The sequence below is a fragment of the Dolichospermum circinale AWQC131C genome (genome assembly GCF_000426905.1).
Classification (GTDB): domain Bacteria; phylum Cyanobacteriota; class Cyanobacteriia; order Cyanobacteriales; family Nostocaceae; genus Dolichospermum; species Dolichospermum circinale.
Genome location: NZ_KE384611.1, coordinates 42,329 through 56,234 on the forward strand (window position 1 = coordinate 42,329; position 13,906 = coordinate 56,234).

Consider the following 13,906-nt stretch of genomic DNA (forward strand, 5'->3'; position numbering starts at 1 on the left):
CTGAGAGATATTTTGCGTAAGTCCTGTATAATTTGAATATTTTATTTTTATTTTTTCTTAATGCTCCGACTTCAAGATATTAAAGCTTATAATCTAATTGGATACTCATTCCCAGGTGTCCGCCTGGAAATGAGAAATTAAAAACAAGAAAACCTAATTAGACTCCATTGCAAATGCTTGTGTCAAAGCTGCATGGGGTCTTTACTTTGCAGAATCGGAGTAAGATTTGCTTTCAGCGGGTAAAGACTTAACATGAAAGCCTTTAAACTTTTCTTTCTGGCTAACGCGCATCATAGATGTAGGATAAGTAACAGTCAAGAGAGAAAAAACCCCGACTAAAAGCCAGATATATTTGTGTAAATTTCTCCCTGATATCTTTTCTTTGCTAGTATTCTCTGTTGTTTGTGTTTGCATAATTCAGTCCCTTGATTTTTTGCTTGATTTAGGTTAATGGTAAATAGGGAAAAAGAGGATGCCAACTCATTGCTGTAGCAGCAACCATTAAGGCAAACAGCCAGAAAAATATCGTTCTCGATTTAATCTTTTTGTTTTTCCAAAGTAGGGAAAGAATAGCCCAACTCACCAACCAACTAATAAGTAAAATTGTTTCTTTCCCAGAATAACTGCCAATATTACCCCACATTTTACTGGGGTTATGGCTGCCTGGTATCCAACTTCCCAATGACCAAATCATTTTCTCTATGTTTTTATTAGTATCAGAAAAATGATGTGCCATCATCATTGTAAAACATCCAATTGCTGCACTAATTAAAGCTGCCGCTGCTGGTCCAGAAACCGTTGGTGGATGATTTGAACCTGCTGCTAAAAATCGGGGAAATTGTTTACATGACTGCCAAAATATACCATATATAGGTTGTGGTTCTGGTGCGATTTCAGAAAGTTGAGATTGTTTATTCATCAAATAATCCTCAAGAATTTAATTACAAAGCTAATTACAAAGCTAATTACAAAGCGTGAATTTTAGCGACACCAATTCCAGTTACTAAACCCCCCATGGCAAAAAACATCATGGCTATTAAAGCCACACAAGTAGCTGTGAGAACGGGACGGTTTTGTTTTTCTAAAATTGAGTCACCATATTGCCATAAAATCCAGCTACAAGCTACCCCTAATGGCAAGGTAAATAAAACGCTAAATTCGTGGTATTCCATAAGTACATATTGGACTAAAGGGGAGTTTTCTTTTAGCCAAGCTCTTGCACCACCAAATTCTATTCCAGCCCGATAACGCATATATGCTAAATTGCCTGTAGCGATACCCAAAAATGCAATTACACTAGACCAAAATGTTAGGGTACGCATCTGCGGTAATATCTTACTTGCACCTCGTAGCAAGGGAAAGGCTAAATGTCCTGTATACACAGCAACAACTGTTGCCAGCAATGCTCCTACGCCGTGAATTGTGCCTATGGAACGCTGCCAAGGACTGGGATGTAAAAGATTAAAAAATGGCAAAAATAGAAACATTCCTGCTGATAAAATACTCAATCCATACACAGTAACTTTGGCGATATCTAGCTGTTTGGGAAAGGTTTCTGAAGTTGAATTAATGCCTGAGTCTAACACTATCAATGCTCCTGTAATGATGTGATCAAAAATCCTCATTCAATTACCAAAATCTCTATTTCACCTATAACTGCTAAATTTACTCCAAATAACTCCTAAGTTAATATTTATTTGGGAATTGTCTTAGCAGAATTAACTTTGTCTGATGTGCTATTAATTTGATAATCGGATGATATTTTTGTGATTATTAAATCATACATACTTTTAGCGAAAAAGAATTTTTTTAATTTTTTAATTTTTTATATTTTCCTTTATTTATGATAAATATTACTTATGTATGAAGTTAATAAAAGTTAATAAATTTGTCAGAATATGAAAATTTATAGAACTATAATAAAACTATATTTGATCTGGGAACGGGTTTTTAGATAAATACTTGATTGCATAAATATTTTAGTCTCAATATATTTTGAAAATACAAAATTCTTAATTTTTTCAATAATCAAAGTTTTAGGAGTCTTTTTCTGAAATTACTGCAAATTGTCCCATACAACCGCTTTCAGCGATCGCATCTTGGTGAGGATGAAACATATACTTACCTGGATACTTAAAAGCAAATTCTAAAATATGTCTTTCTGCTACACCCAGGGTTAAAACATCCGTTTTTACACTGGGATTCATTGTCATTCCCGAAGGATAAACATTGAAAAAATTAGCGTGAAGATGAAACGTTACAGCGGGGTCAAATTCAATAATATTCAAAACATAGGCACGAATTAACTGATTTTGATAAATTTGAATAGGATGGTGCATATAATGATGTGGCAGACCATTAAAAGCATAATACTCATTGCGGTTATCATCATTTACATCATAGCCAGACATGATTAAAACTATTTCATCAGCAGGGGGACGGGGTTTAGGAGGATCAATAATAAACATTCCATATAATCCCTTAGCAACGTGACGAGTAACCGGAGCGACATGACAGTGATATAAATGAACGCCATAGGGTTCGGCATCAAATTCATATATAGTTGCCTTACCATTACCTATGGGTTTAATGCCATCCATTTCAGCGGGATGAACTCCATGAAAGTGCAAAGAATGGGAATGTCCAGCATTATTGAGAAAAAGTATTCTTATTTTTTCTCCTTCCTTAGCCCGGAGTGTGGGACCAGGAATGCGCCCATTTAAGTCCCAAATGTTATAGGAGACAGCGCTATTAAGCTGAATGGTGGAAGTACCAGCAATTAAGCGAAATTCGCGGACCGTGCGCCCATTTTCCTGTTTAATTGTCCCATAATCAAAATCTCGTAACACCTGCATAGGGTTAGTAGCACCATTAGAAGCTGTTATTTTCATGGGTGGTATTTTGACACTGGCATAATTTTTGCTGTTTAACATTTGCCAAATTGTCCCTGTGGTGATCATGAATGCACCAGAAAATCCCAGTTGTAGCAGTTGACGACGATGCCAAATTTTATCTTTACTCTCAGTAAAGTTGTCAGACATAAGACTAATCAGGGAATGGGGGTACGGAAAATTGCAAATAATTTGCAATTAGCTTTATGTATAGTAAAGGAATCAGGAATTATTGTCAATAACTTGGAAAAATAATTTTCAGGACTATTTATGATATATTGATTTATTTACCGCTAACTAGAGAACAAATGGCACTTGCACCGAGATTGGGCATTACAGCGGATACAATGGCGACTGTGGGAAACTTTGGGCAAATTTAGCGGTTGAGGTCAAGGATAGCACTACAGGGGCAGCTATTAAAGATGTAAGATTGCGAGTAAAAGCGATCGCTTTGGAAGATAATTTAACAGTATTTAGACAAGAGGTAGCATCTGGAAAACTACAATTTCTAAATCAGGAAAATCTAAAGGAGATATGTTTTGATGTTCTGTGATAATTTCTCGATTTTGATAACCTTCTGCTGTGGGATTTCTAAATACAATTAATTCGCGTTTCACTACATCTAATACCCAATAATCCTTAATTCCTGCTTGAGAATAAGCTTTAGCTTTGATTTCTGTATCTAGTTTTAAACTACTATCTGCAACTTCGATAATTAAATAAATTTCTGCTGGGGTAGGATGATGATCTGCATAGTCTAGCGGATCTATTTTCACTACAGCAATATCTGGTTCTGGTTCAGACCTTTCATTTAATTTTACAGGGTCTTGAATAGCTATGCAAGCTTTATGACCAATTCTGTTTTCCAACAACTTATATGTTCTTCCCACTGCTGAACGGTGGGCTGTTCCTTTAGCAATCATCCAGATTATTTTCCCCTCTAATAATTCTACCCGTTCACTTGGTTCAAAGATTCCTGCTTCAGCCATTCTGTGGTATTCATCAACAGTCCACAGCCGCAATTGTAAGGGAGATTCTGTGGTTTGCATAGTTAATTAAGGTGAATATTTATTCACTATTATATGATATTTTATTTGTCTGAATCAGGATGTCCAGGATTTCAGGATTTACAGGATTTTTTATGAGATTTTAGAAATAAAGACACTGTGATTTTTGGCTCTTCGGTACTTGTTATGCTAAATTATTTTTTTGAAATCCCAAGATCCTTGTTATATAAGGATTTTACATTAATTTATTGGTTATTTTGACAAATTTGGTATCAAAAACAATAAAATCCTTTATTTATATGGGTTGTGGGGTAAATAAACTCATATTTGGCATAACAGGTACGGAACAAGCAAACATCCTGTAAATCCTTAAATCCTGGATATCCTGATATGGCTACGCCACGCTTCGCTATCAGACAATTGAGATTTAATTAACTAACAGCAAAATCTGTATATTTTCGGACAGAAGGCAATTGAAAACCTAAAACAATATCTTCTTTCGGTACACCTAATTCAACCAATTCATTAGCAATTCCCACCTCTGTACCATCCTGCTGAATCCAGATTTTATCATCAATAATATCTAGATGTAAAACAGGTCCATAAATACGAGTTTGATCACGCCAACCTACATAAATTAATTGATAATGGTTATTTTCAAGATCAAAAATTGTCTGTGCTTGAATGCGTTTATCCCAAACCATACTAGCGTGTTGTTTCAGTAAGTTCTGAATATATTGCCGATATTCTTCTAATTTTGCCATTCTGCTATTACCTCTTTTTCAAAATTATAAACTACTAAATAAAGTTGATTCATTTTAATCACTGCTTGAATAAAAGGCAGTATAAAAAATTCATTGTAAACAGTAATAGGAACTGCTAAATATAAAGTCCGTTCTGGTTCTTGTTCTTGTAAAGCAAGACGATAAATTATAAATTGTCCTCATGCAGCATAAAGTTCTGTAATTTTTGAAGGATTAAGAAAACTTTTGATTTCTATAGCTATTTTTCGTCCTTCTTTTTCGGCTGCAATAACTTTTTCTGCTCCTAAATCAATATTGTAAAATTGTCTGCCTAATTCAGACTTAAATTACCAAAGCTGTAGATTCCTAATCTCTTGAAGCGGATAGAAATCTGAGAAGATGTCATAAATATTTATAAATGTTAATAATTCACAAAATAAATATATAATTTGACGTATTTTTTATTACAAAAATTCTCTAAATAAAATCCCAAAACATCTACCAATAGGGTATTCTCAAGACAGATAAATTTTAGTTTGCTATTAATTTTGTTAATTGTTACATTGCTGAAATTAGTGTAAGTAGGTTGGGGTTAAAAATTGTCGTTATGACAAGGGAACAGGGAAGAGGGAACAGGGAACAGGGAACAGGGAACAGGTTTTGGGCAACTTTACTTTTCGTTACTTGTGTCGGTTTTTTTCCGTTCACTTACTTAGAGAAAACACAAAAATAGGACTTTTCATGCACATACCTGATGGATTTGTTTCTGTACCAGTTGCCGCAGTGACCAGTTTAGCTAGTGCGGCGGCTTTATTTGTAGCTTTTGAGCGATCGCAAACAGCTTTTGGTATTCGTCGCGCCCCCATATTAGGTTTAACCACAGCCTTTATTTTCGCCGCCCAAATGGTTAATTTTCCTGTAGCGGGGGGGACTAGCGGCCACCTATTGGGAGGGGCTTTAGCAGCGATTATCTTGGGTAGTCCTTGGGCGGGAATGTTATGTATTGCCACGGTTTTGATCATTCAAGCCGTGTTATTTGCCGATGGTGGAATTACTGCCTTGGGAGCAAATATTTTTAACATGGGAGTCATCGGCGTGTGGGTAGCTTGGGGATTAACCCAAACTTTGCAAAGACTCTTTGGCGGTTTTCAAAGACTTTTACCCCTAGCGGCAGGAATAGCAGCGGGAGTTAGCGTAGTTGTTGCCGCTATAGCTTGTGCTATTGAATTAGCTCTTTCTGGGACAGCACCAGCCAACCTAGTTTTACCTACGATGACAGGTATACATATTTTGATCGGTGTTGGGGAAGGGGCGATTACTGGAGGTGTTCTAAATTACCTATCTACAACTCGTCCAGATTTATTACCAGGTGAAGAACATAAAATTAGAGGTTGGTTAGTTCCCGTTGTCAGTATTTTACTGATTTCTGGTGTATTATCCCTATGCGCTTCCGCTTGGCCTGATGGTTTGGAAAAGGTAGCAGAAAACTTAGGATTTATGAATTTAGCGGAAAACGTGCGGGTAATTGTGCCGACACCTTTAGCTGATTATAATATTCAGGGTTTGGGGAAAATTGGTACTAGTATTGCTGGGTTGGTAGGTGCTACAGCTTGCTTTGCTGTGGCTTTTGGCATTGCCAAAATTATCAGACCGAAAAATGCCTAATATATGATACAAATTTCCTTGCCATTACGCTTGCAATTATCCCTAATTATTGTAATTGGGGCGGCTTTTTTAAAGTATCATAGTTGGTCTAATTTACTTGTCTATGGAGCGATCGCTCTGGTGTGGGTTTATTTGTTACAAGTACCCCTACCCAAATTAGGCAGTCTACTGGGTGCAGAATTAATTTTTTTATCCCTCGTGGCCTTACCATTGGGATGGGAACGAGCTAGTTTTTTACTTGTGCGTTCCCTAATTTGTTTAATTGTCATGAATGGCTTTTTATTAACCCTACCTCCCCATAGTTTGAGTATCGCTCTCAAAAGCTTACCGATACCTGCACCATTAAAGGAAAACCTGATTCTCGCTGGACAATACTTAGAAATATTACTCTTAGAAGTGACGCGAATGCAACGCAGCGCCCAACTACGTGGTTTAAATGGTACAGCAGGGTGGCTACGTTATGCTAGTGCTGCCATGATTGGGGCGTTGTATCTTCGCACCCTAGACAGAGCCGAAAGAGTTTATACTGCTATGGTAGCCCGTGGATATAACGGAAAATTACCTCTAGATCCCCCCCTCAAACCCAAAGAACGCTTTACCCTATTAATAGCTGGGGTGATAGCCACTGGTTTAACCCTAAGTTCCTACCTTACTGTTATTTGAGTGGTGAATCTTGACATCATTAACTTCTAATCCCCAAATTTCCCTTTCTCAACCCCATACTGCTGTTGTTGCGGTCCAAAATCTGGTTTACGCTTATTCACAACAGTACCCCGTATTACAAGAAATCTCTTTTAGCTTACAAACAGGCGATCGCGTCGCTTTAATGGGCGCTACTGGTTCAGGCAAAAGCACCTTATTAGAAAACCTGATCGGCTTAAAACATCCCCAAAGCGGCAGAATTTGGATTAACGGTATACCGATATTGCCAAACACTTTACCGCAAATTAGGCAACAAATTGGTTTTAGCTTTCAAGATCCTAATGACCAATTATTTATGCCCACAATCCTGGAAGATATCACCTTTGGACCCCTTAACTATGGCATTTCCCCCATAGCTGCAAAGGATAAAGCCTATCAACTATTAGCCGACTTTGGATTAGAATCCTACGCCCACCGTTCCGCTCATGAACTTTCTGGAGGACAAAGACGTTTAGCCGCCTTAGCGGCGATTTTAGCCCTAAATCCTGACATTCTCATTTTAGACGAACCCACCAACGGACTAGACCCAGCATGGCGACGACATTTAGCCCAAGTATTATTAAAATTGCCTGTAAAAGTGATGTTAATAGCTTCCCATGATCTCCAGTGGCTAGGAAGAGTCACCCAACGGGCTTTAGTCTTGTCTAATGGTAAAATCCAAATAGATAGCGATATTCAACCACTGTTGCAAGATGGCAAAACCTTAGATAAACTGGGTTTACCAGTAGATTGGTAAACTGGGGCTGACAGGGATTTTGCTGGTCAATGAACCACGGTTTTTGTTTCGCGCGGAGGCGCGAAGTAGGAAAGGCGCGAAGGAAGAAGGTAATCTGTGGGTTAAATAGATAGGTGAACGGAAAAAACCAACATAAGTAACGAAAAGTAAAGTTACCCAAAACCTCTTCCCTGTTCCCTGTTCCCTTGTCATAACGACAATTTTTAACGCCAACCTACTTAGATAAAAACTGCTGTCATATCTCTAATCTATGGCCTACTTCCTGTTTTTCTAAGGGTATTTAAATCTCAGTTTCTAACTCTCTTTAATTTTAAATTTTTAAGTTATTAAATGTTGTTTTCTCGTTATCCAGTTATTGCTCCTGTTACTCTGAGCATTGCTTTATTAATTACTAGTTGTAGTGACAGTAAAACCTCCCAATGTCAACGATTGATTAAAGCCGTTAATCAGGGTACATCACTGATTGATACGAAAAAAGGTCAGCAAGTATCAACTAGTTTAAAGTTATCTAAAGACTTGAAAAATGTCACTCAGGAACTTCGGAAATTGAACTTAAAAGATCCTAAATTAAAAGAATTTGAAAGCGGTTTTATCAAAGTCTTTGATAATCTCAGTCAAGCCATAGGTAAAGCTGCTAAGGCTCTTGGTGATACTAAAACAGCAGAAGTATCTTCAGATGGTAAAATCAAAATTCAAAAAGCTAGAAGAGAAATTGATTCCGCACTGACAACCGCAGCCAAAACCGCTGGTAAACAATCAGATACTTTAGCTGTTCAGTTGAATAAATATTGTAGCCAAGAACAATCAATTAAGAATTAAAAATAATCATTAACAAATGATAAGTAGGTGAACGGAAAAAACAACATAAGTAACGAAAAGTAAAGTTGTCCAAAACCTGTTCCCTGTTCCCTGTTCCCTTGTCATAACGACAATTTTTAACACCAACCTACTTAATTAATTTTTACAATTATCACAATGTCCACAACGCCAATTAACCGTCGGTGTTTCAAAGCCAAAAGCATTTAATAAAAATCGCCAACGACACTGTTTAGTAGTGAGATATTCACTCAGTTTACCAGCTTGTAATTGGGTTTTTGATGAATTTACTGACTGAGAAGAAATAGAAAAATGAAAAGGATCAAGCCATTCCAATTGTCCGTTACTATGGAGAAGAGAAAGCGCCACCGCACTATCTGGAAATTCTTTAATTACACTATTTATTTCCCCTTGGGATGGTAACTTCTTAACTAATTTTCGCGCTTTTTGTTGTTGTAATTGTAGTTGTTGTTCAAAAAATTTCTGTCTTTGTTTATCCTCAGAATCTAAAAATCCTGTCGGTTCACTGACCAAGGTTAAAACATCAGCAGGTTTCCCGTCTCTTCCCGCTCTCCCTATTTCTTGTACATATTCCGATAATAAATATGGTGCATGAAAATGAACCACCCAACGCACATCAGATTTATTTATCCCCATACCAAAAGCACAAGTAGAGACCACAAACAGGATTTTTCCACCTAACCAATTAGCTTCAATATTCCGGCGTTCTGTAGGGCTTAATCCTGCATGATAACTAGCAGTATGATAACCCCTTTCTGTTAACCAATTGGCTAAATTTTCACTATCTTTTCGAGTTCTTACATAAATTAAACCAACTTGGTTTGGTCGTTTTTGTATAAACTTTAATAATTGTTGTTTTCTTCCTCTAGGAGTCCAAGCAATTTGGACAATAGGATTTAAATTTTCTCGATAGGGATTAATCTTAAAAATATCAGGTTTGTCTAATTTTAAAACTTGAGAAATAATCTTTTCAGCTAAAGGATCAGCAGTGGCCGTAAAAGCTGCTATACTAATTTTTGTTCCTGGTGGTTTTGATTTTAGCAACGCTTCCCGCACAGTTCCTAAACGTCGGTAAACTGGACGAAAAGTATCACCCCATTGGACTAAACAATGGGCTTCATCTAGTATTAAACCATTAATTTGTAGTTGAGGATTACACAATTTTTGCCAAACTATTGGACTCAGTAAGGTTTCAGGAGATAAATATAATAATCTTAATTCCTTTTTTTCTAAAGCTTGTAAAGTTTTCTGTCGTTGTAATGCGGGTAATTCACTGTGTAAAAGTGCTGCTTTTTGCTGTTTTTGACGTAATTCCTCAACTTGGTTTTCCATTAGTGCGACCAAGGGAGAAATTACTAAAGTTAGTCCTGTATTTAGTAGTGCGGGAAGTTGAAAACAAATAGATTTTCCCCCACCTGTGGGCATAATAATTAAAGCATCTTTTTTTGATATTAAACAGTTAACAATTTCCTTTTGGGGAGGACGAAAATCGTCATATCCCCAAATTGCTTTTAATGCTGTGCGAACATCATGATCAGATTGTGTTAAGGGAATATTCATTTTTTTACGACAAAATCACAAAGAAGAATAAATGGGAAAATAAGGAAAATATTTATCTTTACTCTTCCCACTGACAACTGACAACTGGCTAATGACCAATTAATTCTTGATCATTCCATTCTAAAGTATCACCAATGTTTTCTCCATTATGGTAAGCAGCCAGTAATACCTCACAGGTTTTACCATAGGATATCATGCCAGTGGCATCTAGAGCGATCGCTCCAAAATCCCTGTTATTTTTCTGCGCTTCTGTAAATGATTTCTGCATCGCATTCTGTAGAGACATTCCATCTGTTACCCTCACCACAACTTTAGCGGCTAAACACTCATCAATAATATCTTCACCAATACCTGTACAGCTAACACCCGCATGAAGATTTGCATAATTACCCGCTGGCATCGCTGAATCACTGACGCGCCCAATTCTTTCAAAGCCTTTACCACCTGTAGAAGTACCAGCAGCTAATTTACCATCACCATCTAAAGCCACAACACCAATAGTTCCACTACCCGCATTACTACTTAATGCCATCTCTGGTTCTGCTACCACCCCAGCCATAGTTCTTTGAAAATTACCTTGACGTTCTAGAGTCCATTCTTGCAAGCGCAAATCAGTTAAACCATTGTAACTAGGAATTTGTAACTCCCGCGCTAACTCAGCCGCACCATAATCAGACAAAACTCGGTCATCGGAATTTTGTAAAAATAATGCCATTTCAATCGGGTTTTTTACCCGTGACACATTAATTACACCACTAAAACGGCCAGTAGTCCCATCCATGATAGAAGCACTCATGCGAATTTGTCCATCAGATTGCAGTACAGAACCAGTACCAGCATTAAAGCGTGGTTCATCTTCTAACATTTGACAGCCTCGGACTACAGCTTCCGTTGCATTTGCACCATTGAGTAAAAGAGCATAAACATCCGCAACGATTTTAGATAAAGAGTTGCGAACCGCTATCAATCCCCCCTTACCTTGCAGGGAACTACCAGCGCCACCATGAATAATTAATTTAGGTTGTACTTGTAATGTCATGTTATTTTCTTATTTGTTCCTGATTATATTAAATGTTAATTGTCAATTAACCATTGTCAATAGGACTGATGCAAGTGTCACAAAAAATTATAGATAAAATATCATAAAATATGATAAATATAATATGATTTGTAGTCAGGGCTTTAGCCCTGATTATTCCTACCATAGTGATTTGTAGTCAGGGCTTTAGCCCTGATCAGTCTTACCATAGTGTTTAGCAGATAGGACTAAAGTCCTAACTACGATTTCATCTTATTATCCCAGTTGCGTCAGTCGTGGTCAATGTTCCCTAAGTCTCATCTTTAGCCTGAGAACGACGACGACGACAACGTTCCGAACAATATTTTACTTCATCCCAACAATCTTGCCATTTTTTCCGCCAAGTAAAGGGACGTTGACAGACTACACAAATTTTTTCCGGTAAATCGGATTTAGAACGAACACGGTTCATAATAATCAAAGTAATAGGTAATTGGCCATAGGTGAGTTGATTAACCTCTTCCTGCGCGAAACAAAAACCGTGGTTCATTTACATGGAAATCGCTGTAACTAATACCTACAAAAAATAAGGGCAGAATTACCTTGCCCTTACTATGTATTATATGCCTTATGTGACTTCACAACTCTTGCTGTTTTATGATAATTTCCAGAGTTGCCCAAAACGATGATTTTGGCAATGATCAACGGAATTACAAGGTTTTTTTCCACTTAATTCACATAAGCTCTATTATTGATTATTTGACTGTATTCTGGTATAGTTAGTAATAAATCTTACCACCACCCCATTTTGTACCAACAACTTTTGGTTCTAAGAGAATATGTCCAGCAATTGCTTTCAGGTCTTCCTCCGTCAGATTTCGCATGACTTTGAAAATATTTGCACTCTTAATACTGGGGTGGATTTCAGAAATCTCTGTTTCACCATCATAGGTGGTGGGATTTTTCATATAGTCCACCAATCCTTCAATATTATTGCGGTTGGGTAAGGCCCCTGCTAAAGCTTCTGGTTCAAGTCCCACATTTTGATTAGTCTTGGTAACACCACCAGCATGACATTGAGCGCAAGCGTAATTAAATAATCGTTTTCCTTCTTTGACCTGTTCTAAACTGAGGACAACGGTATCACCTTGGGCATTTAATGGTACTGTACGGGTAGCTTCATCTAGTTCTATCGCTGTTGCACTACCGACAAGCAACTGTAATGTCAGTAAAATAGTAACCACAAAAACCCCAATTAGTCTTCTAAACATATTTCCCCTTCAAGATTTTGATCATTAACACAAGTTTTGAGAGCGATACTAAATTTCTATACTGTTCATGACTGATGGGTGATTTGTCTTTGCTAATAGCTATTAGCATTAATTATTGTTGGCAAAATTTTGGCATCACCGAAAATAATGAGACATAATTACCTTCATACCGTCTAACTCCAGTGAAGTCCGATGCTATTCATAGGTAATTAAGAGTTGGTTAGACAAAAAACAATCCTTCTACAGGATGACTGTAGTAGGCTGCTATCTCTGCTATTAATAGCTTTGGACAACCCATAACATTTGTGAACTTATCATAGAAATTGAGTCACTGTAATACCAATATCATGTTAGGAGTCCAATTTGTTGCCAAAACTTGAGACTCTTATAATCTGATTGCTGCAAATGACATCAGCCAAGATTGGCGTGAGTCTATTATACCTAATAATCCACAAGGATACTGACTAAGTTGTTGCCTAGACTAGATTACCACCGTAGAAAATTTATGCGGTAACAAAGCTAAGTAAGTTGGCATCAAAAAATCAAACTCCGTAAAGAAATGTAAAATCCCTGAGAACCTCTTTACTCTTGCACAACCGTGCTATAACGACAATTTTTAACGCCAACCTACTTACAATTGTTATTTTTGTTGTTGTTGTGAAATAGAAAGGGTATAATTATAATTCTGTTTTGATAATTCACCCACATACACTGAGTATTTTCCCTTAGTCCAGTAACCAGATAGTTGTGGTTTACTTTTCAGAGCATCATTACTAAGTACACAGAACCGACCCCCTGGACCATCAATTAATAGCGTTGCTTGTCCTTCACTCTCTAATCTTAACTGTAGATATGGTACTGAATCTGTGATTTCAATCACTTGACTAGGTGTAGTGGAAATATACCCACAATCAGTATTAACTGTTCCCCCGGACATACCAGTTAAAATTATTGGGTCTATCTGGAGAGGATTTTTAATTTCAGTACTTGGGGCTTCGGCAAAACTAGCCTCACTAAGCAATAAACTTATTGCTAACCCCAAGGGAACAATTGTCAATGGACTCCAAGTCTTCATTTTATTTTTACACCCCTTTAGGTTGATAACGTAATTTGTCAAAATCCAATCCCAAATATCTATCTATATTCTCAGAACTTACCTAAAACATAGCGTAAGTAGGGTAATTCATGAGCCACCTCCGTCTATATCATAACGTTTAGAGAAATGTTTCTTCATGGTGCAAGGGGATAGTTGCGGATGCTCTCAAACAAGTTTCAACCCGCACAGGTTGCGTATGCCGAAGGCATATTAGTGTTAATAGTGCATATACGTTATAACTTGATTCCAGATTTGCTACCCTCGACTCAACCAGTAATTTTACGAGTCAGGTCAATCAGAGAGCGAATTATAAGCAATTGACCAAAAAATTTTAGATTTTAGATTTTAGATTGGGAATTTTCGGTACAAGCCTCGCCTCT

General features: G+C 37.2%; 15 protein-coding genes and 1 pseudogene. 4 read left to right on the forward strand and 12 right to left on the reverse strand.

Annotation, left to right across the window (positions count from 1 at the left end; translation table 11 throughout):
• Nucleotides 1–201 precede the first annotated feature (201 nt).
• From ACIR131C_RS22510 to ACIR131C_RS25090, 7 genes and pseudogenes are all read right to left on the reverse strand, one after another.
• The gene (locus ACIR131C_RS22510; RefSeq protein WP_035371860.1) at nt 202–414 is read right to left on the reverse strand and encodes a hypothetical protein; all 213 of its coding nucleotides are present in this window, start codon (nt 412–414) and stop codon (nt 202–204) included.
• Between the two features lie 28 nt (nt 415–442).
• Nucleotides 443–919 (reverse strand): hypothetical protein, encoded by a 477-nt coding sequence (locus ACIR131C_RS0110905; protein WP_028090218.1) that lies wholly within the window; start codon nt 917–919, stop codon nt 443–445.
• Nucleotides 920–965: 46 nt separating this feature from the next.
• Nucleotides 966–1,625, reverse strand: a complete 660-nt coding sequence (locus ACIR131C_RS0110910; protein WP_051347542.1) for a hypothetical protein — start codon at nt 1,623–1,625, stop codon at nt 966–968.
• Nucleotides 1,626–2,036: 411 nt separating this feature from the next.
• Nucleotides 2,037–3,041, reverse strand: a complete 1,005-nt coding sequence (locus tag ACIR131C_RS0110915) for a multicopper oxidase domain-containing protein (protein ID WP_028090220.1) — start codon at nt 3,039–3,041, stop codon at nt 2,037–2,039.
• 323 nt (nt 3,042–3,364) lie between these two features.
• Entirely contained in the window at nt 3,365–3,940 is a 576-nt protein-coding gene (locus ACIR131C_RS0110920) for a Uma2 family endonuclease (RefSeq protein ID WP_028090221.1), read from the reverse strand.
• A gap of 389 nt (nt 3,941–4,329) precedes the next feature.
• Nucleotides 4,330–4,662, reverse strand: coding sequence for a XisI protein (locus tag ACIR131C_RS0110925; protein ID WP_028090222.1), 333 nt, complete (start codon nt 4,660–4,662; stop codon nt 4,330–4,332).
• Nucleotides 4,650–4,964 (reverse strand): annotated as a pseudogene (locus ACIR131C_RS25090) (element excision factor XisH family protein); the annotation flags it as partial. The pseudogene ACIR131C_RS25090 and the gene ACIR131C_RS0110925, both read right to left, overlap by 13 nt.
• Before the next feature lie 418 nt (nt 4,965–5,382).
• Between ACIR131C_RS25090 and ACIR131C_RS0110930 the strand changes: the two are divergent.
• The 4 genes from ACIR131C_RS0110930 (at nt 5,383) to ACIR131C_RS0110945 (ending at nt 8,563) form a co-directional block, all read left to right on the forward strand.
• Nucleotides 5,383–6,306 carry an energy-coupling factor ABC transporter permease gene (locus ACIR131C_RS0110930; RefSeq protein WP_028090223.1) on the forward strand — a complete coding sequence of 308 codons (924 nt, stop codon included), beginning with the start codon at nt 5,383–5,385 and terminating at the stop codon, nt 6,304–6,306.
• A 3-nt stretch (nt 6,307–6,309) separates the two neighbouring features.
• Nucleotides 6,310–6,969: an energy-coupling factor transporter transmembrane component T family protein gene (locus ACIR131C_RS0110935; protein ID WP_028090224.1), complete on the forward strand. Its 660-nt coding sequence runs from the start codon at nt 6,310–6,312 to the stop codon at nt 6,967–6,969.
• 10 nt (nt 6,970–6,979) lie between these two features.
• Complete coding sequence (locus tag ACIR131C_RS0110940; RefSeq protein ID WP_028090225.1) at nt 6,980–7,744, forward strand: energy-coupling factor ABC transporter ATP-binding protein; 765 nt, start codon at nt 6,980–6,982, stop codon at nt 7,742–7,744.
• Between the two features lie 330 nt (nt 7,745–8,074).
• The gene (locus tag ACIR131C_RS0110945; protein ID WP_028090226.1) at nt 8,075–8,563 is read left to right on the forward strand and encodes a hypothetical protein; all 489 of its coding nucleotides are present in this window, start codon (nt 8,075–8,077) and stop codon (nt 8,561–8,563) included.
• Nucleotides 8,564–8,698: 135 nt separating this feature from the next.
• Here the strand turns inward: ACIR131C_RS0110945 and ACIR131C_RS0110950 are convergent, their stop codons facing one another.
• The 5 genes from ACIR131C_RS0110950 to ACIR131C_RS0110970 all read right to left on the reverse strand — a co-directional run bounded on the left by ACIR131C_RS0110950 (nt 8,699) and on the right by ACIR131C_RS0110970 (nt 13,505).
• Nucleotides 8,699–10,141, reverse strand: a complete 1,443-nt coding sequence (locus ACIR131C_RS0110950) for a RecQ family ATP-dependent DNA helicase (protein WP_028090227.1) — start codon at nt 10,139–10,141, stop codon at nt 8,699–8,701.
• 88 nt (nt 10,142–10,229) lie between these two features.
• On the reverse strand, nt 10,230–11,180 hold the full coding sequence (locus ACIR131C_RS0110955; protein ID WP_028090228.1) for an isoaspartyl peptidase/L-asparaginase: 951 nt from the start codon (nt 11,178–11,180) through the stop codon (nt 10,230–10,232).
• 289 nt (nt 11,181–11,469) lie between these two features.
• Nucleotides 11,470–11,631 (reverse strand): DUF2256 domain-containing protein, encoded by a 162-nt coding sequence (locus ACIR131C_RS22515; protein ID WP_071604952.1) that lies wholly within the window; start codon nt 11,629–11,631, stop codon nt 11,470–11,472.
• Between the two features lie 307 nt (nt 11,632–11,938).
• Complete coding sequence (psbV, locus tag ACIR131C_RS0110965; protein WP_028090229.1) at nt 11,939–12,430, reverse strand: photosystem II cytochrome c-550; 492 nt, start codon at nt 12,428–12,430, stop codon at nt 11,939–11,941.
• Nucleotides 12,431–13,070: 640 nt separating this feature from the next.
• Nucleotides 13,071–13,505, reverse strand: coding sequence for a hypothetical protein (locus ACIR131C_RS0110970; protein ID WP_028090230.1), 435 nt, complete (start codon nt 13,503–13,505; stop codon nt 13,071–13,073).
• Between the last annotated feature and the right edge of the window lie 401 nt (nt 13,506–13,906).